The sequence below is a fragment of the Hymenobacter negativus genome (genome assembly GCF_017571495.1).
Lineage (GTDB): Bacteria > Bacteroidota > Bacteroidia > Cytophagales > Hymenobacteraceae > Hymenobacter > Hymenobacter negativus.
Genome location: NZ_JAGETZ010000012.1, coordinates 186,985 through 207,700 on the forward strand (window position 1 = coordinate 186,985; position 20,716 = coordinate 207,700).

The 20,716-nt window shown below is 59.4% G+C and carries 22 protein-coding genes; 12 read left to right on the top strand and 10 right to left on the bottom strand.

The features are described from left to right. The first annotated feature begins 98 nt into the window (after nucleotides 1-98). The 4 genes from J4E00_RS21795 to J4E00_RS21810 all read left to right on the top strand — a co-directional run bounded on the left by J4E00_RS21795 (nucleotide 99) and on the right by J4E00_RS21810 (nucleotide 3,735). Nucleotides 99-803 carry a penicillin-insensitive murein endopeptidase gene (locus J4E00_RS21795; protein ID WP_208177398.1) on the top strand — a complete coding sequence of 235 codons (705 nt, stop codon included), beginning with the start codon at nucleotides 99-101 and terminating at the stop codon, nucleotides 801-803. Nucleotides 804-1,299: 496 nt separating this feature from the next. Continuing rightward, nucleotides 1,300-2,247: a toxin-antitoxin system YwqK family antitoxin gene (locus J4E00_RS21800; protein WP_208177399.1), complete on the top strand. Its 948-nt coding sequence runs from the start codon at nucleotides 1,300-1,302 to the stop codon at nucleotides 2,245-2,247. A 180-nt stretch (nucleotides 2,248-2,427) separates the two neighbouring features. After that, nucleotides 2,428-2,772 (top strand): cupin domain-containing protein, encoded by a 345-nt coding sequence (locus tag J4E00_RS21805; protein ID WP_208177400.1) that lies wholly within the window; start codon nucleotides 2,428-2,430, stop codon nucleotides 2,770-2,772. A gap of 27 nt (nucleotides 2,773-2,799) precedes the next feature. Continuing rightward, complete coding sequence (locus J4E00_RS21810; protein WP_208177401.1) at nucleotides 2,800-3,735, top strand: toxin-antitoxin system YwqK family antitoxin; 936 nt, start codon at nucleotides 2,800-2,802, stop codon at nucleotides 3,733-3,735. A 38-nt stretch (nucleotides 3,736-3,773) separates the two neighbouring features. On the opposite strand, the gene J4E00_RS21815 is transcribed toward J4E00_RS21810, so the two are convergent. Next, nucleotides 3,774-4,520 (bottom strand): EcsC family protein, encoded by a 747-nt coding sequence (locus J4E00_RS21815; protein ID WP_208177402.1) that lies wholly within the window; start codon nucleotides 4,518-4,520, stop codon nucleotides 3,774-3,776. Nucleotides 4,521-4,656: 136 nt separating this feature from the next. Between J4E00_RS21815 and J4E00_RS21820 the strand changes: the two genes are divergently transcribed. Both J4E00_RS21820 and J4E00_RS21825 read left to right on the top strand, forming a co-directional pair. Further along, nucleotides 4,657-5,334, top strand: a complete 678-nt coding sequence (locus J4E00_RS21820; RefSeq protein WP_208177403.1) for a helix-turn-helix domain-containing protein — start codon at nucleotides 4,657-4,659, stop codon at nucleotides 5,332-5,334. Nucleotides 5,335-5,503: 169 nt separating this feature from the next. Then, nucleotides 5,504-6,901, top strand: coding sequence for a serine hydrolase domain-containing protein (locus tag J4E00_RS21825; protein WP_208177404.1), 1,398 nt, complete (start codon nucleotides 5,504-5,506; stop codon nucleotides 6,899-6,901). Between the two features lie 21 nt (nucleotides 6,902-6,922). Here J4E00_RS21825 and J4E00_RS21830 read toward each other — a convergent pair whose 3' ends face one another. The 3 genes from J4E00_RS21830 to J4E00_RS21840 are packed head-to-tail and all read right to left on the bottom strand — an operon-like array spanning nucleotide 6,923 to nucleotide 8,741. Further along, nucleotides 6,923-7,345, bottom strand: a complete 423-nt coding sequence (locus tag J4E00_RS21830) for a hypothetical protein (protein WP_208177405.1) — start codon at nucleotides 7,343-7,345, stop codon at nucleotides 6,923-6,925. Nucleotides 7,346-7,378: 33 nt separating this feature from the next. Continuing rightward, nucleotides 7,379-8,194: a glycosyltransferase family 2 protein gene (locus J4E00_RS21835; RefSeq protein WP_208177406.1), complete on the bottom strand. Its 816-nt coding sequence runs from the start codon at nucleotides 8,192-8,194 to the stop codon at nucleotides 7,379-7,381. A 37-nt stretch (nucleotides 8,195-8,231) separates the two neighbouring features. Continuing rightward, a complete protein-coding gene (locus J4E00_RS21840) occupies nucleotides 8,232-8,741 on the bottom strand; it encodes a hypothetical protein (protein WP_208177407.1) in 510 nt (169 codons plus the stop codon). Nucleotides 8,742-8,836: 95 nt separating this feature from the next. On the opposite strand from J4E00_RS21840, the gene J4E00_RS21845 reads away from it, so the two are divergent. Continuing rightward, nucleotides 8,837-9,574 carry a diphthine--ammonia ligase gene (locus tag J4E00_RS21845; RefSeq protein WP_208177408.1) on the top strand — a complete coding sequence of 246 codons (738 nt, stop codon included), beginning with the start codon at nucleotides 8,837-8,839 and terminating at the stop codon, nucleotides 9,572-9,574. Between the two features lie 31 nt (nucleotides 9,575-9,605). On the opposite strand, the gene J4E00_RS21850 is transcribed toward J4E00_RS21845, so the two are convergent. Continuing rightward, nucleotides 9,606-11,195: a MutS-related protein gene (locus J4E00_RS21850; RefSeq protein WP_208177409.1), complete on the bottom strand. Its 1,590-nt coding sequence runs from the start codon at nucleotides 11,193-11,195 to the stop codon at nucleotides 9,606-9,608. 130 nt (nucleotides 11,196-11,325) lie between these two features. Here J4E00_RS21850 and yiaA point away from each other — a divergent pair, with 130 nt between their 5' ends. Continuing rightward, nucleotides 11,326-11,730 carry an inner membrane protein YiaA gene (yiaA, locus tag J4E00_RS21855; protein WP_208177410.1) on the top strand — a complete coding sequence of 135 codons (405 nt, stop codon included), beginning with the start codon at nucleotides 11,326-11,328 and terminating at the stop codon, nucleotides 11,728-11,730. A gap of 18 nt (nucleotides 11,731-11,748) precedes the next feature. Then, nucleotides 11,749-12,438: a TIGR02117 family protein gene (locus tag J4E00_RS21860; RefSeq protein ID WP_208177411.1), complete on the top strand. Its 690-nt coding sequence runs from the start codon at nucleotides 11,749-11,751 to the stop codon at nucleotides 12,436-12,438. 212 nt (nucleotides 12,439-12,650) lie between these two features. Here the strand turns inward: J4E00_RS21860 and J4E00_RS21865 are convergent, their stop codons facing one another. Next, entirely contained in the window at nucleotides 12,651-12,899 is a 249-nt protein-coding gene (locus J4E00_RS21865; RefSeq protein ID WP_208177412.1) for a hypothetical protein, read from the bottom strand. 230 nt (nucleotides 12,900-13,129) lie between these two features. On the opposite strand from J4E00_RS21865, the gene J4E00_RS21870 reads away from it, so the two are divergent. After that, the gene (locus tag J4E00_RS21870; protein WP_208177413.1) at nucleotides 13,130-13,588 is read left to right on the top strand and encodes a LexA family protein; all 459 of its coding nucleotides are present in this window, start codon (nucleotides 13,130-13,132) and stop codon (nucleotides 13,586-13,588) included. A gap of 97 nt (nucleotides 13,589-13,685) precedes the next feature. Next, a complete protein-coding gene (locus J4E00_RS21875) occupies nucleotides 13,686-15,023 on the top strand; it encodes a Y-family DNA polymerase (RefSeq protein ID WP_208177414.1) in 1,338 nt (445 codons plus the stop codon). A 103-nt stretch (nucleotides 15,024-15,126) separates the two neighbouring features. On the opposite strand, the gene J4E00_RS21880 is transcribed toward J4E00_RS21875, so the two are convergent. Then, a complete protein-coding gene (locus J4E00_RS21880; protein WP_208177415.1) occupies nucleotides 15,127-17,946 on the bottom strand; it encodes a S8 family peptidase in 2,820 nt (939 codons plus the stop codon). 460 nt (nucleotides 17,947-18,406) lie between these two features. Further along, nucleotides 18,407-18,661 carry a hypothetical protein gene (locus J4E00_RS21885; protein WP_208177416.1) on the bottom strand — a complete coding sequence of 85 codons (255 nt, stop codon included), beginning with the start codon at nucleotides 18,659-18,661 and terminating at the stop codon, nucleotides 18,407-18,409. 226 nt (nucleotides 18,662-18,887) lie between these two features. On the opposite strand from J4E00_RS21885, the gene J4E00_RS21890 reads away from it, so the two are divergent. Further along, nucleotides 18,888-19,337, top strand: a complete 450-nt coding sequence (locus J4E00_RS21890) for an energy transducer TonB (protein WP_208177417.1) — start codon at nucleotides 18,888-18,890, stop codon at nucleotides 19,335-19,337. Between the two features lie 22 nt (nucleotides 19,338-19,359). Here J4E00_RS21890 and J4E00_RS21895 read toward each other — a convergent pair whose 3' ends face one another. Together J4E00_RS21895 and J4E00_RS21900 are read right to left on the bottom strand one after the other, a co-directional pair. Continuing rightward, nucleotides 19,360-19,914, bottom strand: a complete 555-nt coding sequence (locus J4E00_RS21895; protein ID WP_208177418.1) for a hypothetical protein — start codon at nucleotides 19,912-19,914, stop codon at nucleotides 19,360-19,362. A 40-nt stretch (nucleotides 19,915-19,954) separates the two neighbouring features. Beyond that, nucleotides 19,955-20,695 (bottom strand): hypothetical protein, encoded by a 741-nt coding sequence (locus tag J4E00_RS21900; protein WP_208177419.1) that lies wholly within the window; start codon nucleotides 20,693-20,695, stop codon nucleotides 19,955-19,957. Nucleotides 20,696-20,716: the final 21 nt, after the last annotated feature.

Consider the following 20,716-nt stretch of genomic DNA (forward strand, 5'->3'; position numbering starts at 1 on the left):
CGGGGCGGCCGTTTTGGTTACATTAGAGCGGAATTAAGCAGTTAAATGTGCTACCTACTTGTCGATGGTGTTCTATTATCCTATCTTCTACACAGGCAATGAAATTTAAGATACCCCTGCTTGTGTGCATGCTGGTCACCGGATTGTCTTTTGCGCAGTTTACGCACCGCAATACAGGCGAAAGTGTGTCAGTGGGCGACTACAACAAAGGGGCCTTGCGGAATGGGTACCTACTACCCCGCAGCGGTAAGAATTTCCAATGCTATAGTTGGTTCAGCTATTACGTGCTTGGGCGGGAGTATACGAATTCGCGGGTATACCACACGGTGCTGGCGACCTATCAGGCAATGGAAGAGAGATGCCCGGGGCGAACATTTATCTATATGGAAAGCGCCCGGCGCAAAGGTGGCCGGCCTTTTCCGCACCGTACCCACCAGAACGGATTGAGTATTGATTTTATGAGCCCCCTGGTACAGCACCACCAGCCTAAATATTACAATGGATTGGGGTTGTTTCGGTATTTATTGAGTTTTGATAGCACGGGCAAGTCAACACTGAACTCAGCAGTTAATATAGACTTTGAAGTACTGGCAACTCACTTGCTGTTGTTAGAGAAAAATGCCCGAAAAAACGGGTTAATGATTAGCAAAGTGATTTTGAAAATTGAGTTGAAAGACGAATTATTTGCGACTGAATCCGGAAAAAAGCTGAAGGCGAGTGGTATATATTTTGCCCAGAATTTAACACCGGTATTAAATAAAGCTCATGATGACCATTACCATGTAGATTTTAAACTGCTTTGATGAGGTATTTGTGCGGTTAATCTAATTTATTGGTTGTGAAAGCATTCCTTTTGTTATCAGTATTGCTTCAATTTGGGTATTTGGCCGCTGCCCAGCCCGCCGTTCCCTACGGCCACTTCCTCTAGGCACTACCAACTGGTGCGTGGCGTGAAGCTGTACTACGAAAGGGGCCGCCGCTGCTCCTGATTCACGGCAACGGCGACAACATCTCGGCCTGGCGAAGAGCATAGCCTATTTTGCCCAGTGCTACCACGTCATTGCTGTGAATAGCCACGCCCAAGGCAGTGACGTGGTAGCGCCGGTGACGCGCTGAGCTTCGAGATGATGGCCGTTGACTTTGCTGGTCTGCTCACGAGTTTGCGGACGACCTGTGATGCCTCGTGATTTTGGAATCCCAAGCCTCTAGCGACCGGGCGAATATAGCGCCCTGATTGGTCGGCTGCTGTGGTTGAGGTGGTTAATTTGCCGAAAAAAGCACGAAAGAAAAATCTGGTCGATGAAATGGAATAGTAAGCGGCTTGGGTGGCTGGTGGTGCTGGCGCAGTTGCCGGTACTGCAAGCCCTGGCACAGGAAGAAATTGAACGGGTGCAGCAGAAAAACGAAGCGGGGCAAATAGAGGAATTCGGCGTATTGAAAGCCGATAAAGCTGTTCGGCAAGGTCCTTATATTCGGTACCGAATGAGCGGCCCGATGACGGGCGTGGTGTACGAAGCCGGCACGTACGAGCACGGCCTGAAGCAGGGCGAATGGCGTAGCTTTTCGGAGCAGCAGGCCACCAACCGACTGGTGAGCCGGGGCACCTACCTGGCCGGCGTGCCGGCGGGCCCGTGGGTATATTACCACGAGAGCGGGGCCGCGCCCGTCCGAAAAATGGTGTTCGACCCCGGGCGCCTTGGAACTTCTTTCATCATCGCCTCCGACGATACCACTGCCACGGTCCAAGCCAAGGGTTTTTGCCTGGATGGCGCACGTGCCGGCCTGTGGAAATACTACGATGCCAAAGGCAAGCTGGTGCAGGCCATCAACCATTCGGCCAGTCCGGCCCAACTGCTGTACTGGCAGCCTGCCACCGGCCCAGCGGTGAGTGGCGCGCTGGTTCAGGCCAACCACGGCGTGCTCTACGTGGGCGGTAAGGAGCAGCTGCAGCGTGACCTGGCCGGGGCGTTTGATGTGGAGTTCTGGCGAACCTCCGGCAAAACGGCTGATACCGGGGTCGTATTTTCGGTGGATAGTACCGGGCGGCAAACCGGCATCGGCCTGACTACTAAAACCGTTCCTACCAAATACGAGCAGCAGGTGCTGATGCAGCTAGGGAAGGTTCCGACCCTGTGGTTACCCCGTGTGAGCAACGGCCATGCTAGCGCAGCAAGTTACTTTGTGCTGATAAACAGTGTTATTACCGATGCTGCTAAAACGCTGACTGTAGAATCTTTTGGTGAATAAGTAGCCTTCTGGTTATGGCACGGTCCCGGTCCGACACTGGAAGCGGCCGACCGGGACCGTGTGACCAGCCTGCCGTAGCTACAGCGCATATCATCTGTTACACGAAAGCATAGAACATGTTGGGATGTAACATATTATGTTTGAGGTATGGATTTATGGAGCTCCTCCCAGCTAACAGGAATGAAAATCTCTACTCAAACGGCTGAACACTACATCTGGGGCAATGCCTGCGACGGTTGGCACTTATTGCGTAGCGACTCACTGAGTGTCATTCAGGAGCGCATGCCGCCGGGCACAGCCGAGCAGCGGCATTTTCATGAACGGGCGCAGCAGGTATTTTTTATTCTGGCAGGGGAAGCTACGTTTGAGGTGGGGGAGCAGTCGGTGCGCGTAGCAGCACAGGAGAGCCTGCACATTGTGCCCGGTATACCGCATCGCATCGCCAATTATGGGCCGCTGGACCTACACTTTCTGGTGATTTCGGAGCCGAAAGCGCACGGCGACAGGGTGAACGAGGCCAGCTAACTTTTATTAGAATACGATACTGACCACATGAAATGGTACATCCATTTAATTGGGCTGCTGCTCCTGAATGTGGCCGCAAAAGCGCAGCCCCAAACCGAGAAGGTGTTGCAGCAAGGCACTGCCGGCGTGGTAGAGGAGTTCAGTGTGCTGAAAGCTGACCACACCGTACGGCAAGGGCCCTACATCCGGTACCGGCCACTGGGTGGGCGCACGGGTGTGGCAGTATTTGAGGCCGGCAATTACGAAAATGGCTTGAAAGAAGGGGAATGGCGGTGCTTTTCGGAGGATTACCCGTGGAATAAGCTGCTAAGCAAAGGCAGCTACCACGCCGGTCTGCCCGACGGTTTGTGGCAGTATTATCACTGCGCTTGGACGAAAAGACGTGGCTTGGAAGAGGCAGCTCCCAATGGCCGAAAGACCAAGGCTGGATACGTGGTTTCGGTCGTCGATACTTCAGCCGTTTTGCAGGCTAAAGGCATGAATTACGCTGGGATGAAGGCCGGGGTATGGGTGTATTATGATGCCCAAAACAACATCATTCAAAAAATAAATGAGTCGACCCGCCAGCTGCTGTACTGGCACCAAGGCACACAAGAGCCCGTGGTTGGCCAAGCCCTGGCTGAGAACCACCCACTGCTCTACGTAGGTGGGAAATATCAGCTGCGCGACGCCATTCACCACCATATTGAAGCCTTTGCGCTGCTAAAGCATTACCAGATAGGCAGCGCTAACTTCGTGTTTTCAGTAGATTCGACGGGCCAGCAGACCCACCTTGGGCTGGGCGTGAATATATTGCCCAATGCATTCGAAGAATTTATTTTATCGGGATTGCGGAACCTCAAGACTACTTGGCTGCCGCAAGTGGTAGCCGGCCAGCCCGTAGCCGCCGAGTACCGGGTGCGAATAAGCATTCAGGAGAAAAACGAAAACGGACGGATGACAGTTGACATGCTAGGCGATTGAGATTGTGGAGCCATGGCGGGCCGGTCTACTCCACAGCACTAATCCGTCAACCGCTTCACGTCTTCGGCCGCGGCAAAGTGGCGCAGGCGGTAGCAGTTCATGGCTGTATCGCCGAGCTGTTCGATGAGCTTGTAGTTGGCCACGGCGCCCACGGCCGCCCCGATGACGGGCACGAGCTGGGCCATTTTGGCGAGGTCGATGTAGTCGCGGTATTCCTGCTGGAAGGTGCGCCAGTCGAACTCGTCCGGGTTCAGGGGCAGGGTGAGGCGGTAGGCGTCCCAGTGGGCCAGGCGGCGGTAGGTGATGTTGCGGGTGTGCTGGCTGCTGAAGGTGAGCTGGAAGACGTAGAGCAGGTACAGCCGCTCGGTGTAATCGTGCACGTCGTAGCCGTAGAGGGCCGCCATGTCGAACAACATCTTGATTTTGAGTCCCAGTAGGATGGGGAAGTCGGCCAGCCCGAGCAGAAAGCCGCCTGCACCGGTTACGGCGCCTTCAGCCGTAGCCATGGTGCGGTAGTCGCGGATGCGGATGCGGGCTTCGACCTCGCGGGTAGCGAAAGGAGCGTTGGCCAGGGGCTTGCTGGTGGTGTACTTGGAGCCAAAGAGTACGCCACGCACCATCTGCTTGATGGTGGCCGTGATGGCCTGATGGAGCCTTTCGGGCAGAAAAGCATTGAGGCGGACCTGCACGCGGTGGGCAAAATTATTCAGCCGTGAGGGCGGTAGCTGCATGCGGTGCTGCCAGTCCTGGAGCTCGGTAAAAGCTTGCTGTTCCTCAGAAGACATGTAGGGGCGGAGGGCGGATGAGCCGCGAAGCTACGAGGATTCGTCGGGCAGTATACCTTCGTCCTCAAGCCTGCCGCAGCCTGCTAAGCGTGGCCCTCGCGCGTAGCCGGCTGTCTATCTGAACGAGTAACTGCCCATGGAGCCCCCACAATTGCTGGCCGCCACCCTCATTGCCAACCGCAAGCGCCGGGGGCTGTCCCAGGAAGAATTGGCGGAGGCCGCCGGACTTAGCCTGCGTACGGTGCAGCGGCTTGAGAAGGGCGAGAGCCTGCCGCGTGGCTTCACGCTGCAAGCCCTGGCCACGGCCCTTGAGCTGCCCGTAGAAGCACTTACTTCTGTGGCTGCTGAAGCCGCGCCGCAACCCGCACCGCCTACTGCTCCCGAACCAATACTCCCGGAACCCACTGCTTCGACGCCTGTGCTGCCCGCTGCGGCGGCTCCGGATGATGGTACACCCGCCTACGTAGCCCTGATGTACCTGTCGGCGTTCAGCTACATCCTTCTGCCGGGGGCCAACATCGTGCTGCCGCTGCTGATGCGCTACCACCGGCGGCAGGTGCCCGAAATTCAGGAAGCTGGCAGCCGGCTGCTCAACTTCGAGCTGGTCTGGACGCTGGTGACCTATGGCGGCTACGGCCTGTTGCTGGCCACCCAGATTATCCTCATCATGTATTTCCAGATTGTCATCGTGCTGGCGCCGCTGGTGTTTCTGTTCACCCTCAATCTGCTGCACGCGCCCTTGCTGCTGCTGGGCGCGTGGCGGGCGCGGCAGGGGCGGTACACGGGCTACCCGGTGGGGCTGCGCCTGTTTTAGACTACGCCGAAACGGGTTGAAAAGTGCGTTTTCACTTATCTGAGGGCAATTGTCATAGAAATGTCGCCGCAATGTCGCCCATTGGTGGTTGGTGGTCGGTCCGTCGGCGGCTCACCTTTGTAGCACCTCGCCGGCCTATCCGGCGGCCTTTCACCAAGCCAGTCATGCTATGAAAAAGTGGGTGTTGTTGCTGCTTCTTGGGTTCACCTCCGCGCGGGTTTTTGCACAGGCTCCGTTCGCGCGCACCTTGGTGCAGCTCCAGGAATACCAAGGCCTGTACGAGTACGAGAACCGGGCCACGCTGCAAATGGCCGCTTCCCCGCGCGACCTCGTGCTGTATGCCATTATTGCCGATGCCCGCTACGCTCTGCACGCCGTGGGCCCGGATAGCTTTGCGGATGGCAGCAACAATGCCGTGCAGTTTCAGCGCGATGCCAGCGGCAAGGTTATTTCCTACACGCTCAAGCAGCAGGTGTACCGGCGGCTGAAAGGCAACCTGAACCTTCCGCCGCAGATGTGGTCGCCGCGTCCGCTGGCGGCCGGCCAGCCCTTCGTGTACCGCTATACGGCACCGCCCAAAACCACCGACGGCCTGCCCGTGGGCACCCTCCAAAACACCGGCCTCGACCCGGCGCTGCTGGCCACGATGGTGACAAAGATTGTGGACGGCAGCCTGCCCAACATCCACAGCGTGCTCGTCCTCCAGAACGGGCGGCTGGTGTTTGAGGAATATTTCTATGAGTACGACCGTGAGACGCTGCACTCGCAGCGCTCAGCTACGAAGAGCGTCATTTCGGCCCTCACCGGCATCGCCATTGAGCAGGGCTTCATCAAGAGTGTGCAGGAGCCCGTGGCGGCGTACTTTCCGGAATATAAGCTGCGCAACGACTCGCCGGAAAAGCAGCGCATCAGCATCGAAAACATGCTGGCCAACCAGAGTGGCCTCGACTGTGACATCGCCAACGAGCAGTCGGTGGGCAACGAAACCACCATGGACCATTCCCCGGACTGGGTCAAATACACCCTCGACCTGCCCCTGAGCGACCACCCCGGCGGCAAGGGCATGTATTGCTCGGGCAATCCGATAACCGTGGGCCGCATCATCGAGAAGCAGGCTCGCCAGCCACTGCCGGATTTTGCCCGCCAGGTGCTGTTTGGTCCGCTGGGAATCAAAAACTTTGATTGGCGCTTTCAGCCCGATTCGACCAGCGCTGACACGTATTGCCAGCTGTCGCTCCGCCCGCGCGACATGGCCAAATTCGGCCTGCTCTACCTTAACCAGGGCCAGTGGCAGGGCCAGCAGTTGGTGCCAGCGGCGTGGGTTAGCGCCTCGCTCGCCCAGCATTCCGTGGTGCAGGGCGTAAGCTACGGCTACCTCTGGTGGCTGAAATACCTGGACGTGGCCGGCCGGCGCTACCACGGTGCCATGGCGCAGGGCAACGGCGGCCAGCGCATTTCGGTGTGGCCCGAGCAGAAGCTCGTAGTAATCGTAACGGGCGGCAATTTCAACCAGCAGTCGCCTTCTGATGAGATGATTGGCAAGTACGTGCTGGCGGCGTTTAAGTAGTCAACGGGCTTTTGCGGCTTCCTACAGCGTGGCTGTTTGCGCCTCTCTATTTTCGCGGGGCTTGGTCACCAGGTAGTAATACAGTAAAATGCTTAACCCGATGAGGAACGGGATAAGAGCCAGGTGTTTGCCTGTGATGTAGGGCGTCACCTGCACGGTGTCGAACCCAAAAAACTCGCTGGTCATCCAGTAGGAGTTCGCCGTAATCCAGAACACGATGGCCAGGTTGTGGGCCAGCTCCGAGGCGTAGGCGCGGGTGCGCCAGGCAATGACGAGGGCAATGCCCAGCGTAGGCACTACCATGGCCAGGCCCAGCGGCCGCCACACCATGCACCAAGCGATGTCCTTCAAGAGCCAGAACAGGATGTGCGTGTTTTCCATTTTCCGGTAGGCAGCCGGGATGCTATACACTTCTTCGGAAACCTGGGGTGTAGGAGCGGACATAGGGCAAGGGAAAGCCCAAAAATAAGGATTTAGCTATTTTCCAGGCTCCGCAATTCCCATTTTTTGCAGATGCTCTCGGTATTTGGCATAAATCACCTGCAAATCGGCGTTATGCGTGGCCGCGTCTACCCCAATGCTCACGTTGCGGGTGTGGAAGCGGTGCAGGTGGCTGATGTGCGGACACAGCACCGGCAGCTGCCCGGCCAGCAGGAAGCGCACGTAGAGGTCCAGGTCCTCGGCCATCTTCAGTTCGCCATCGTAGCCACCCACTTCATCCACGAATGCGCGGCTGTAGCACACGTTGCCCTGAATAAAGTGCTCAGCCTTGAAAATGGCTTGGAGCATGGCCGTGGGCGTTTCGAACGGCCAGGCGTAGTAATCCTCATTGGGCAGGTAGCGGCCGTGCTCGTCCACGCGCAGGAAATCGGCCACAAACCAGGACCGGCCGGGGTTAGCGTTGATTTGGGTGCCGTAATGAAACAGCGTGCGCTGGAGCATGATGTCGTCGTCGTCGAGCGGCACAATCCAGGCATCAGGCGCGGTTTCCTGGATGAGGTGGTTGCGGGCCAGGCCGGCCAGCTGGCGGCCGGGCGAGTGCCAGTGGCGCAGCGGCGGCCCCGGCTGGGCGGCGGCATCGCGCAGGTAGGCCACTGTGCCATCGTGCGAGCCATTGTCGTAAATCAGGTGCTCAAACGAAAAATCGAGCGGGGCATTGATGCTGGCGCGGACGCTGGCCACGGCTTCGGGCAGCAGCTCCCGGCGCTGGTGCGTGGGGGTGATAACGGTGAAGTGCATGGACTGCTTTTCGGGATTGGGACCGGAAAAGTTGCCAGCGGCGGCGTTTGACACAAACAGTAGCCAGCCCAACCGGCATTCGGTAAGGCAGTTACTTCGTGCTGATTTTGCTGCGCAGCCAGCTGTCCAGCTCGCCCTTGGCGGCCACGGCGCGCAGGTTTTCCATGCCTTTGCTCTTGTCGATGCCGCCGAGGTCGTACACTTTCAGCATGGATTTTACGCCTTCGGTATTGAGCGTGAGGGCATCTTTGTCGCCGGGATGCTGGAGGCTGTAGCGCGTCCAGCCGCCCATGTAGGCTATGAGCAGGGCCGTGTTTTTGCCGGCCAACTCGCCCACGTAAGGCTGCAGGCCGATGGATACTTTGGGGCTGCCGCTGGCCCAGGCCAGCAGAAACCGGTGGGCCTGCTGCCGGCGGGTCACGTCTTGGTTGGCCGGCGTTTCCTCCAGCCAGTTGATGGTGCTCAGCACCTGCGGCTCCACTTGCGCGTAGTCGTCGGGCTTGCTGAAGGAGTACTGCGCGGGCACATCGAAGGCGCTTTGGGCTGAAGCAGAATAGGATGCGCTGCCAATAAGCAGCGCGAGCAACAGGAAGCGTTTCATCAGCGGGAAAGTGGCGGAAGTTTGGACTGGGCTAAAGGTAGCAAGCCGCGCCAGCCGCACCATCTGCTGTGGTTCGGCCGTTACTTTGCCGCTGCATGAAACAACCAGCCATTTTCAATTGGAGCGGCGGCAAAGACTCGGCCCTGGCGCTCTACAAAGTGCGGCAACAAGGCCAGTACGCAGTCCAGACGCTGCTCACCACCGTCAGCGAGCCGTACCAGCGCATCTCCATGCACGGCGTGCGCACCGCACTGCTCGACCGGCAGGCCGAAGCCCTGGGACTGCCTTGCCGGAAGCTGTTTCTGCCCGAAATGCCCAGCATGGAAGCCTACGAAACCCTGATGGCCAGCACCATGCAAGAACTAAAGAAAGGAGGCGCAACGGCTTCTATCTTCGGCGATATTTTCCTGGAAGACCTGCGGCAATACCGCGAAAACAAGCTGGCTGAGGTGGAGCTGCGGGCCGTGTTTCCGCTCTGGGGCGTGCCTACCACGGAGCTCATCCGGGAGTTCATTGGCCTTGGCTTCAAAACCATCACTACCTGCGTCAATGAGAAATACCTGGACCGCAGCTTCGTGGGCCGGGTCATCGACGAGGATTTCCTACGCGACTTACCCGCCAACGTGGACCCCTGCGGCGAAAACGGCGAGTTCCACACCTTCGTCTTCGACGGTCCGCTGTTCAGCCAGCCCATTCCCTTCGAAAAAGGTGAAATTGTGCACCGCAAATACACCGCGCCGGCCACTTCGGCTAACGGCGCCGACTACGAATGTGGCGACGATAAGGACCCCAGCCCGTTTGATACGGGCTTCTGGTATTGCGACTTGGTGTGAATGGTAGGCCGTCGGTAGCACGTCGTGCCGCTCAGGCGCCGGCCGCATCCAGCGTGCGGCTCAGGGCTAGGGCGTTCTGCACAATGGCATCGGGGTAGCCTGCGCGGGCCAGCAGCCGGATGGCGTTGCGGGTGGTAAGCGGGCCGGGCTTCAGTAGGTAGTCGAAATACCAGTCGGCCTCGGTCACGGTTTCAGAGAAGTGGTACTCCGTGAAAGCCGGGTGTAGCAAGGCGCCCAATTCGCCGTCGTGCGTGGACGCTACCACCAGGCTGCGCGGCTGCAGATACGCCAGCACCGCCTGGGTAGCCGCAATGCGCTCCACCGTATTGGTGCCCTTAAATAGCTCATCCAGAATGAATAAGTAGCCGCCTTCGTTCTCGGCAGCCTGCACAAAGCCCAGCACAGCTTCGGCCTCCGCGAAATAGTAGCTCTTGCCTTCGGGCAGGTTATCGGCCAGGTTGATGCTGGATACCACCCGCCAAAATGGTGCTGTGTAGGCCTTGGCCGGGCAGGTGGCAATAGTCTGGGCCAGCAGCGCATTGAGGCCAATGGCGCGCATAAAGGTGGTTTTGCCCGACATATTCGAGCCCGTGAGTAGGATGCTGGCTTCCGTCACGGTCAGGTCGTTGGGCACGCAGCCGGGCACCAGCGGGTTGTAGGCACTCACTAAGCGAAGCCCCGCGCCATTGGGCTCAAACTGTGGCGCACAGTGCGGGTGCCGCGCCCGAAACCCGGCCACCGCTACGGCACAATCCGCATAACCTACTGCCTCAAACACCGCCCGAATAGCGCTGGCGTGTTGCTCTACCTGTTGCCGACAGCTGTGGTACACGATGAAATCAAGCAGCAGCACCGTCTTAATGTACTGCAGTATCAGCCAGGGTAGCATAGAAAGGTCGCCCTGCAGCTGGCCCTCGACCTGCAAAAAAGCCACCTTATTCACGATGGAGCCCAGCCGGGCCAGTGGGGCGGTCAAGCGCTGCAAAGGCGCCAGGGGTAGAGTTAGCTTCGCCAAATCGCGCCCTGCTCGGTACAGGCTGCCCAGTTGTAGCACGGGTCGTATTCCCACTGCGATTTGTGGGCGGTACATGAAATGCAGCAGCGTGTGCACCAGAAACAACCCGCCGGACAACAGCCACAGCCCCGGCTGCCAGAAACCGCCCACCACCGTAGCCAGTAGCAGCAGCACCATGGCCGGGGCGGCAGCCGTCCAGGGCAGGGCGGGCAAGGCGTTGCCGCTCAGCAGGTCGGTGATGTAGTATGCCTCGGTTGACGTAAGGCGGTTGAGAGCTAGTTGGACCTGGCCGCGCGGCTTGGGCTGCTCAACAAAAAAAGTGGCCGCTTCGTCAAACTCCCGCAACGCTTCGGCATCGTTCTGCGGACTGCGCAGGCGGTGATAGAGGCACTGCTGGCCTACCTTGCTCACCGTGCCATCAAACAGGGTAAACAGTTCATCCCCGTTTAGGTCGGTCCAGGTTTGCTGGTCGAGTCGGTGGTAGGCCGGCTCGTTCTGCACGACGCTATGGTAGCGGGCAATGAGCGGGAAATTGCGAAAGCGCGGCGTGGGCTGGCGCCATTCGGCGTCGAGAGTGGCAAGCTTCTGAGAAGTTGAGGTCCACATAGATAGGGGAGGGGCTGCCCGAAGTGGCGGACAGCCGGGCAAAAGTACGGGTGGCCAGCGCCAGCTTTTCGCTGGCCATTATCCAATTTCTACCGTACTTGGCAGCCTAAACACAACCGTTTCCTTTGCTATGAACCCCCAGCCGCAACCGTCTAATGCTTTTATTGCCGCCTCCTGGGTGGCGCTGCTGGCCGGCATGGCTGCCTTCGTCATCGGGCTGTGGAATGCCACCATGGCCCTCAACGAAAAGGGCTATTATTTCACCATCCTCATGTACGGCCTGTTCTCGGCCATTTCGCTGCAAAAGAGTGTGCGCGACCGCCTCGAAGGTATCCCCGTTACCAATATCTACTATGGACTGAGCTGGTTTTCCACCCTGCTCTGCATCCTGTTGCTCACTATCGGACTCTGGAACGCTACGCTCGCGCTGAGCGAAAAAGGCTTCTACGCCATGTCGTTTCTGCTGAGCATATTCGCGGCCATTGCCGTGCAGAAAAATACCCGCGATACCCAGCGCGCTGGCACTCCCCAGTAGCTTAGTGCTTAAGAACCTATGCCGCTAACGCTTCGCAAAACGCTGAAAGTTACAGGCTATACGCTGGGCTCGCTGATAGGCGTCGCGGCGTTATACCTTGGGTCGGCCTTGGCGCTCTCATCCATCCCGGTGGAGAAAAAGGAGCCCAATGCGCCCGCCGATGTCACCGTTTTCCTGCATACCAACGGTGTCCACACCGACATCGTGCTGCCCATCAAAACGGCCCAGATTGACTGGAGCCAGCAGCTGCCCTTCGCCAACATTCCCTCGCAGGATAGCACCATGCGCTACATCGCCTTTGGCTGGGGCGACAAAGGATTTTACCTCGACACGCCGACCTGGGCCGACCTCAAGTTCAGCACGGCGTTCGTGGCTGCGTTCTGGCTGGGTTCCTCAGCCATGCACACCACGTATTTCCACAGCCTGGCTCCCGGCCCCGAAACCATCCCGCTCCACCTTAGCCAGGCCGAGTACGCCCGCCTCATCGCCTATATCCAGCAAAGCTTCGCCCTTGATGCTTCTGGCCAGGTGCAGCACATCAAAGGCCACAGCTACGGCCAAGACGATGCTTTTTACGAAGCCCACCGCGTGTACAGCTTCCTCTACACCTGCAACACCTGGACAAATAACGCCCTGAAAGCCTGCGGCCAACGCGCCTGCCTCTGGACCCCGTCCGACAAAGGCATCTTCCGCATCTACGGCCGATAACCGGAGCGGTACAGGTAAACCGTCATGCGGAGCGCCGCCGAGGCATCTCGCTCGCATCGTTAACTGCTTGGCTTATTCCAACACGCAAGATGCTTCGGCGGCGCTCCGCATGACGGTCAAGTGTTTACTGCCTAAGAACAAGCAGGCCCCGCCGGCTGCAAAGCCAACGGGGCCATAAGGGATGAAACCATCGGACTGACGGCCTGCGGGGCCTAGTTCAGCCACACATCGGCCACTTGCTCAAAGCGATGAGCGGCGAAAGCGCCGTAGGGCCGCTCGGCATAAAAGCCGAGGACGTGCACCTGGGGCTGGCCAGTGCGCACATGCGGCAGCACGCGCACCGCGTACACACGGCCCATTTCGGGCCAGTCGCCAACGTAGTCGGCCGGGCGTTGCGCGTTGTTCACGCAACGGGCAAATTGCTGCATGGGCAGCGGCGTAGGAAGCTTGACGTTTGACATACCCAAAGATACTAATTTTACAGAAAACTAAAAAAAATGGTAAGAATATTTTTTATTCTTTTTTACAGAATAAAGGCCGGAATTTATAAATGCTGCATGATTTTCCCGTGAAGGATATTGATATACGCCAACCAATTGTTGGCGGATTGCGGCAGGCGTAGTAAAACTATCTGCTAATTAAGTTAGTAATTAGCATTCTGGTTTACCAGGATAGACGCGCGAAAACAATTATGCTTGCATCACTTCACGATTTTATTTCGGCATCGCTCTTAAGTAGTAGTCGGACACTGCCGCTGTTTGGTTGCCCGGTGCCGGCCGGCTTCCCCTCACCCGCCGACGACCATCTCGAAGGTCCGTTCGACCTCACGCAACACCTGTTTCGCAATCCGGCTTCCACGTTTCTGGCCCGTGTCAGTGGCGATTCCATGACCGGGGCCGGCATTCATCCCGGCGACCTGGTGGCCGTGGACCGGGCCTTGCGTCCTGGTCACGGCAGCATTGTGGTCGCTGTGGTAGACGGCGAGCACACCATCAAACGACTGCAGTTTCGGGCTGGCCAACCCTGGCTGGTGGCCGAGAACGTCCGCTACGCGCCTCTCCCCGTTGGACCCGATGCGGGCTTGGTGGTGTGGGGAGTGGTGACGCACGTCATTCATTCGTTGGCTAGTGGACCGGCCGTCAGCAGGTAGCTGGCGAGTGCGTCAAAAGTGTAATATCTCTTTTACTTAATGCTGGTAATGTCGATGAACAGCGGATATTTATCGGCGAGCCTTGGAATAAAACCGGATGTACGCTCTCGTCGATTGCAACAATTTTTACGTTTCCTGCGAGCGGGTTTTTGCCCCGCAGCTCGAAGGCCGGCCCGTCGTAGTGCTTTCAAATAACGACGGCTGCCTGATTTCACGCTCCGACGAAGCCAAGGCGCTGGGCCTGAAAATGGGAGAGCCTTACCACCTGGTACGCCCGCTGCTGATGCAGCACCAAGTACGCGTGTTCTCGTCCAACTACGCGCTGTATGGCGACATGAGCCGTCGGGTAGTGCAGGTGCTCAGCCACTTCGCCGCAGGCGTGGAAGTGTATTCTATTGACGAAGCTTTTCTGGATTTTCAAGGCATGCGCCTGCTCGCGCCCGACCTGCTGGCGTACGGCATCCGGGTGTGCGAAACGGTGAAGCAGCACACCGGCATTCCGACCTGTGTGGGGATTGCGCCCACCAAGACCCTGGCTAAACTGGCCAACCGGCTGGCCCGCAAGCAAGGCACGGGGGGCGTATTGCTCCTGGAAACGCCTGCGCAGTGCCAGGAAGCGTTGGCCCTGGCCCCGGTGGAAAGCATCTGGGGCGTGGGCCGGCGCTACGCGCGCAAGCTGAAGGAAATGGACATCAACACCGGAGCCCAGCTGGCGGCGCTGCCTGAGCACTGGTTGCGCCGGCACATGGGCGGCGTGGTGGGCCAGCGGCTGTGGCGCGAGCTGCACGGCCAGCCCTGCCACGACTGGAACCCGGTTGAGTGGGACGAAGCCGACCATCAGCTTCCGACCAGCCACGCCAGCCGCCACAGCGCCGTGTGCACCCGCTCCTTTGGCCGCCCCCAGCACGAGCCCGCTGTGCTCGCCGAAGCCGTAGCCACCTTCGCCGCCAAGGCGGCTGAGAAGCTACGGCGGCATGGCCTCGTGGCGCATCTGGTCACGGTGATACTTGGCACGGATAAGTATGCCCCCGTGGCCGGGCCCAGCACTTACACGGCCGCCATTGCGCTGCCCCGGGCTACCAGCAATCCAACATTGCTAACCCGCGCCGCCCTGGATGGACTACGCCAGCTGCGCCGCCCCGGTGTGGCGTACCATCGGGCCGGCGTGCTGCTCAGCGGGCTGGAACCGATGGGACAAGCTCCGCAGCTCGACTTGTTCACCGCCCCCGCTCCCGACCACGCGCGTAGCGAAAAGCTCACCGCAACGCTGGACAGTCTCAATGCCCGCTTCGGCCGGCAGCTAGTGCGGCTGGCCGCAGCCGGCGTTACCAAAGATGCCGAGGGCAACGACCAGCAGCCGGTCTGGGCTGGTCGTGCAGCCCATCGCTCGCCGCTATACACCACACGCTGGGATGAACTGTGGCAGGTGAGTTGAGCGTAAAAATGCTCCTGAAGTAGTACGCCCAGCAGCGCCCTCGTTCAACAACCGGTCGGACAGTTCCGCACATTGGGCCGGGAAGCGCAGGCAATACAGCTTCTTAACGGACCTCAACCGACCGTGTCAATGCACCACTCTGGCCTTGGGCCCGCAGCGTGTATAGCCCCGGCGCGAGGCCATTCAGGCTCAGATTAATAACATTACTGCCAGCGTTTTGGCGCAACACGGCTTGGCCCAATGCATTGAATACCTGCACTTCTGTTAGTCCGAAGCCAGCGGGTGCTTCTACCCGCAGCAGGCCGGCTGTGGGATTGGGGTACACCTTGAAGCCGACCAGACTGGTGGTGGGCCGGGTGGGCAACACGGTAGCGTAAGTGCTGGCTGCCGCATCGGCACTGGCCTGCAGCTGCGTGAGGGTAGGAGCGGCCAGCACGGCAAAGGCCACCGTGGTGGAGTCGCCGGGGGCAAGCCTGGCGATGCGGGTACCTACTACCTGCGTCACATCAGCGCCACCAGGCAGGCCGGCGCTGCGTTGGGCGCGGGCGGTGCCACTGCTCAGGGTCAGGAATTTCTCGGCGATGGAAAAGCCGTCGGCCAGGCGAACGGGGCTGCCCACCGAAGCACCGCTATTGATGGAATATACAGTTGGTGTGCCGCCGCGTAGCAGGCGAATGCCCGCGTATTGTGCGGGCACCGAGGCCGTAGTGGGCTGGCCCAAGGCATAGCAGTAGCCCAGCGCCCGGGTAGTATCGTAGTCGGCGGCATTGCGGGCAGCACCGTCGGGATTGGGCAAGTCCCAATCTGTGAAAATGCCAGCATAAAGTGGCTTGAGTGTATCGGCGGTAAGGTTTTTTAGCGAATATTCCAGCACGATGAAATCGCGGCGGCCGGGGGTTGCCCAGGCATAGGCCCGCTGGTGCACGGCTACGCCCACGCTCCGAATGCGACTGCCCACTACCGGAATGGTATCCTGAAACGCAATGCGTGCTTCCTGGTCGGCGCGGGGGCCGGGCTGCTGGCGGGTGGCCTGGCGCAGGCTGAAAAACGACTGCCGCGACAGCCCGCCACTGGTCCGAATCCGGTCCGACACGCGGGTGGACGAGGTGGCCAGCATCAGGCCGCCTTCGCTCAGCATATTGCCGCTGGTGCGATAGGTTAGGCCCGCGCCCACGGTGCCGGCCAGGTTATCGTAGGCCAGATTGCCTCGGCTGGTCAGCGTCACGGCTAGGTCGTTGGCGCTGAGCACGACGTAGTCGGGGTTCAACACGAGGTCTACATACTGGTCGTACTGAAAGCCGCCGGTAGCCGTGAGACGGTAGCGCAGTGTGGCCGTCGTATTCAGGGGGATGCCGCTGGCGGTCACGGCCAGCCGGAAGGGGGCGGCAGCATTATTGGCCTGGCCCAGCGTAGCCAAGCTGCCTACCACAAAGCTACCCGTCTGCACCGTGATATAGGGCGAGAGCGAGGTGAGTGTGACGGTGAGGCCGGCCATTGGGGCCAGCAGATTCTGTACGGTCGCCGTCAGGCGCATGGTGTCGCCGGGGGTGTAGGCGGGGCGGGCGGGGGCAAACGTGCTGGTTATCACACGCGCTTCCTGCACATTGGCACGGGTGAGGGCCTGCACCATGTTGAGCCGACCGGTACCGAGGCGACTCACCCAAGTGGTATTTAGTGCGTCAATATTATCGGTGGTCTGGCGCAGGCGGGCGGCTACCTGGGCCGCAGTGTAAGTTGGGAACTGCCAGCGCACCAGGGCCGCTGCCGCCGCCACCATGGGCGCGGCAAAAGAGGTGCCGCCCACAGCCGTGTAATCGGCATCGACTGCACCGGCGTGGTAGCCATACACCGTGAGGATGCTGATGCCTGGCGCCACCAGGTCGACGCGGTGGCTGAAGGTTGCGCTGCCCACCTTGCGGTCGGTATTGTCGACGCCTGACACCGACACCACGTGGTCATACGAGGCCGGGTAAAACAGCAGGTCGGCATTGGTGTTGCCGGCGGCAGCCACCAGCACGGCGTCGCGGTTCACGGCGGCGTAGGTGATGGCATCCTGTTCGAAGCGCGAATAGCCGCCCGGCGCGCCCCAACTCATGTTGATGACCTGGCAGCCGTGGTCGGCTGCGTACACAATGGCTTCGATGCCGGCGAAGGTGCCGGTAGCCGTATTCGGGTAAATATTCAAGGGCAGAAACCGGCAGCGGTTGCCCACGCCGGCCAGGCCCGCGGCATTATCGACCCGCGCCGACGATATGCCCGCTACCAGCGAGCCGTGCACGATGGCCACATCGTAGCCGGGGTCGTTGTCGTTGTTAGCCAGGTCCCAGCCGGTGAAATTGTCCACGTAGCCGTCGCCATCGTCGTCGATGCCGTTGATGGGGTCGGCGTAATTATGCTTAATCTGGGGCCGCAAATCCTCGTGGGTGAGGCGCACGCCGCCGTCCGTAATGCCAATGACGATGCTGCTGTCGCCGCGCGTTACGTCCCAGGCGCGGTAGGCCTTTATCTGCTTGAGGTAGTATTGGCTGGCCGTAAGGCTGGTAAGCGTGGAATCGGCCAGCGGGTCGTTGGGCTGATAGAGCGGCTTCCGGATGTAGAGCGGCTCCACGTACTCCACTGCGCCGGTGGCCAGCAGCATGGTGCGGGCTTTGTCGAGTGTGGCCGAGGTCTGAAACTGGTAGATGCCGCGCAGGTCCACGCTGCCGGGGCGCTCCGGGCTGGGAGCCAGCGCGTGCGGAAATTTCTGTTGCGGTGCGGTGGCGCTCAGGGCGCGCAGGGCGGCTTCCAGGGCGACGGGCGTCTGGCCGACACGCAGCTTCAGCACGAGGCGGCCTGGGATGGTGGGCGGTGCGCCTACTGCGTAGCCAGGGGAGGATAATCCAATTAATAATAAGATTAGAAATAGGCGTAACGTGTTTTTCATCAAGCAGAAGAATAACGGTAATGACTATTGGTAAAGATACTGATTTACGTAGTCGGACCTTGGTTGGGATGCCCGTGAGGCAGGGTTTCCGAATCAAAATAAAAGCATCGTTTTTCGCAGAATAGTTGCCGTCATAAAATAGCCGGCGCGCACGGCGAGCCAGTGCTTTTCCACTGCGCACCCTGCTAGGAACTCCCGTGCGCCCATGTTTAGAGCCGTTTCGGCATCCATATACCGGCCGGGCCGTAGCGCGGCCTTTCCGTTCGCGTTTGGAACGACTGTCAAACAGCGCAGGCACGCGAACTAAAAGTTCGCGCTACTAACCATCGATGCCGAAACCGCTTTAATGCGCAAACCCTGGCCACTGAGTACGGGATTAATTAACCGCAAACGCCGCCGTTCCTTCAAGGGGAGCGGCGGCGTTTGGCGAGGCTGGTGCGGAAAAGGCTCGCTGGGTCAGCTAGCGAGGGTTGTAGTACTTATAAGACGGTGCGGCCTTCGCTGTTTTGAAGGTGCCGGCCTTGTGAGGGTGCAGGTCGATAACCGGGCGAATGCTTTGGCTGCGGAATTGAGCCTTGCTGGTTTTGCCCCTACTCGATTCGCTGTTGTGCGAGTAAGCGCGTTTGGATTTGGCACCGGGGCTGGGCTTGGCATCGGCAGTGGCGGCAGCCCCAACACAGAGGGCGAGCAGCAGGGAGAAGAAGGAGGCTTTCATGGCAGGAGGGACTAAGTGGAAAGGAATGGCGCAGTGGCCGTCGGCCGGTGGCACCCGACCATGCTTACGCAATAGCTGTTAAGGTGTTGCGACTGACTCGAAAGAACCATCCAGCACAATCCAGCTACTGGGTTCAACACAAGCACAACAAAAGGGTAATTCCGGGCAAACCTGCCGCCAAAACGACACGGGTAGCTTTGTGAAATAGCTTTTGCCCGGCTTTGTTATGCTTCGCACCTGTACATTCATTGGTGGATTGCTGCTTACCTCTGGCAGTTGGGCAATGGCCCAAACAGCTTCTGTCGCGGTAGATAATAACCCGGATGGCCTGGGCCAAGCTGCTACCGGCGCAACCGCGCCCACCGTCTACTTCACCGCCGACGAGTTACCCTCCTTCCCGGGCGGCGACGCGGCCCTGCTGAAGTTTCTAAGTAGCCGCCTCAACTATCCCGCCGCCGCCCTCGACCGCCACCTGTCGGGCAAAGTGTACCTCACTTTCGTGGTCGACTCCGAAGGCCACTTGCACGACCCCCATGTGGTGCGCGGCCTCGGCGCCGGCCTCGACGAAGAAGCCCTGCGCCTCGTGCGCCTTATGCCCTGGTGGAACCCCGGTAAGGTCCACGGCCAGCCCGTTTGGGTGAGCGTAACTATGCCCATTGTATTCCGGGCACTTTGACGCTACGCTCATTTTTCATTCCTCACTGAGCGAAGCGCACCGGCAGTCCGGCCTCCCGGGCCAGAGGGGCGGCCCCAGATTGCCACAGCGCGGCCAGCACTTCGTTGGCGGCGGGTGCCAGCTCCAGGTGGTAGTCTTCGTGCAGCTTGGTGGTTTGCTTGAGGGCTTCGTGGGTGCGCTTGGTGAGGTGCTGAAGCAGCGGCTGGGTGGGGCCGTGCAGGCGGGCCGTGAGTTCGGGCTGGTGGCGGAACACGTTGGCCAACAGACGCCAGCTCAGCTCAATCTCGCCGAAGGCATCCTCCGTAATCTTGGCGTGGTAGGCCAGCCGCGCCTGAAGCTGCCGCAGAATCACGAGCAGGTCGTTGGGAGTAGGGTGGTAGCCGCGCACTGGGTCGTCGACCTGGGCACGCAGCACGGCGCGGCGGGTTTCCAGCGCCTCAGGCCCTTCGAGCAGGCGGTAAGCCAGCTGCTCGGTGAGCACCGCATCCTGCGCTACGAGGCGGGCCAGGAGCTGGTCTTTTTCGCGTTCGGGCAGGCTGAACAGGGCGCGGCGCAGGTCGGGGGAAAGGGCGGGCATCAGGATTTGGTGGAGAGTAGCAGCCCCAAAATAACGGAGGCTAGGCCATGCGCCAAGCCCGGATGATGCGCCAGCCACTGAGTGTGACCATTGCTGCCAGCAGCCCCACGGAGATTCGCCACTCCGGTTGCCGCAGCGGCCGTAGCCACTTCAGTTTCCAGAAACCAGCTAGTGATTTGGTAAGCTCTATATCAGATGGTTTATTCTGAGAATAGATGACATCGTTGTTCAGCAAACAATGCATGGGAATAGTTGCGACCTCAATGGTTGTTTTGGGCTTAATTATTTTGGACTTATACGCGTTGGTAATGACATAGTAAGTAACAGGCTTGCGTGTAATGTCGAGCCAGCACTTTTTAACCGCCTTCTCGTTCATCAAATTCAATATAAACACTAAGCTTGCGTAGTGTGCTGTTGGGGTGAAGCGTATTCGTATACCTCCAGCATGCATGGTGTCGGCAATAATATTGCGGACATACTTTACAACTAGTGCCTGCTCATGTTTATCAGCAATAGGGTTTCCTGTAAAAGAAGCATTGTGCCAATTACAGGATTCACAGACTGAATCGGGATTGGGTAATTCGAACTGAATAGTTGGAAACTGGGAGTCGTGATGAATCAGCCGTACAGGCGTTGTGATACTTATAGCGTATCTGGGCTTCAACTGCTCCCGCCACGACCCCACCGCCACGCACCCCAGCCATAGCAGCCCCGCCAGCGCCAGTAGGCCGGGCGGAAACAGCAGCTTGCGGCGGTAGCGGCGAGGCAGGTAGAAACGCATGAGATGGGGAATAGCGCGAGT

What these genes read in the sequence shown, in the direction of transcription:
- J4E00_RS21795 (WP_208177398.1), top strand. Translation starts at nt 99, where the DNA reads ATGAAATTTAAGATACCCCTGCTTGTGTGCATGCTGGTCACCGGATTG.
- J4E00_RS21800 (WP_208177399.1), top strand. Translation starts at nt 1,300, where the DNA reads ATGAAATGGAATAGTAAGCGGCTTGGGTGGCTGGTGGTGCTGGCGCAG.
- J4E00_RS21805 (WP_208177400.1), top strand. Translation starts at nt 2,428, where the DNA reads ATGAAAATCTCTACTCAAACGGCTGAACACTACATCTGGGGCAATGCC.
- J4E00_RS21810 (WP_208177401.1), top strand. Translation starts at nt 2,800, where the DNA reads ATGAAATGGTACATCCATTTAATTGGGCTGCTGCTCCTGAATGTGGCC.
- J4E00_RS21815 (WP_208177402.1), bottom strand. Translation starts at nt 4,520, where the DNA reads ATGTCTTCTGAGGAACAGCAAGCTTTTACCGAGCTCCAGGACTGGCAG.
- J4E00_RS21820 (WP_208177403.1), top strand. Translation starts at nt 4,657, where the DNA reads ATGGAGCCCCCACAATTGCTGGCCGCCACCCTCATTGCCAACCGCAAG.
- J4E00_RS21825 (WP_208177404.1), top strand. Translation starts at nt 5,504, where the DNA reads ATGAAAAAGTGGGTGTTGTTGCTGCTTCTTGGGTTCACCTCCGCGCGG.
- J4E00_RS21830 (WP_208177405.1), bottom strand. Translation starts at nt 7,345, where the DNA reads ATGTCCGCTCCTACACCCCAGGTTTCCGAAGAAGTGTATAGCATCCCG.
- J4E00_RS21840 (WP_208177407.1), bottom strand. Translation starts at nt 8,741, where the DNA reads ATGAAACGCTTCCTGTTGCTCGCGCTGCTTATTGGCAGCGCATCCTAT.
- J4E00_RS21845 (WP_208177408.1), top strand. Translation starts at nt 8,837, where the DNA reads ATGAAACAACCAGCCATTTTCAATTGGAGCGGCGGCAAAGACTCGGCC.
- J4E00_RS21850 (WP_208177409.1), bottom strand. Translation starts at nt 11,195, where the DNA reads ATGTGGACCTCAACTTCTCAGAAGCTTGCCACTCTCGACGCCGAATGG.
- yiaA (WP_208177410.1), top strand. Translation starts at nt 11,326, where the DNA reads ATGAACCCCCAGCCGCAACCGTCTAATGCTTTTATTGCCGCCTCCTGG.
- J4E00_RS21860 (WP_208177411.1), top strand. Translation starts at nt 11,749, where the DNA reads ATGCCGCTAACGCTTCGCAAAACGCTGAAAGTTACAGGCTATACGCTG.
- J4E00_RS21865 (WP_208177412.1), bottom strand. Translation starts at nt 12,899, where the DNA reads ATGTCAAACGTCAAGCTTCCTACGCCGCTGCCCATGCAGCAATTTGCC.
- J4E00_RS21870 (WP_208177413.1), top strand. Translation starts at nt 13,130, where the DNA reads ATGCTTGCATCACTTCACGATTTTATTTCGGCATCGCTCTTAAGTAGT.
- J4E00_RS21875 (WP_208177414.1), top strand. Translation starts at nt 13,686, where the DNA reads ATGTACGCTCTCGTCGATTGCAACAATTTTTACGTTTCCTGCGAGCGG.
- J4E00_RS21880 (WP_208177415.1), bottom strand. Translation starts at nt 17,946, where the DNA reads ATGAAAAACACGTTACGCCTATTTCTAATCTTATTATTAATTGGATTA.
- J4E00_RS21885 (WP_208177416.1), bottom strand. Translation starts at nt 18,661, where the DNA reads ATGAAAGCCTCCTTCTTCTCCCTGCTGCTCGCCCTCTGTGTTGGGGCT.
- J4E00_RS21890 (WP_208177417.1), top strand. Translation starts at nt 18,888, where the DNA reads ATGCTTCGCACCTGTACATTCATTGGTGGATTGCTGCTTACCTCTGGC.
- J4E00_RS21895 (WP_208177418.1), bottom strand. Translation starts at nt 19,914, where the DNA reads ATGCCCGCCCTTTCCCCCGACCTGCGCCGCGCCCTGTTCAGCCTGCCC.
- J4E00_RS21900 (WP_208177419.1), bottom strand. Translation starts at nt 20,695, where the DNA reads ATGCGTTTCTACCTGCCTCGCCGCTACCGCCGCAAGCTGCTGTTTCCG.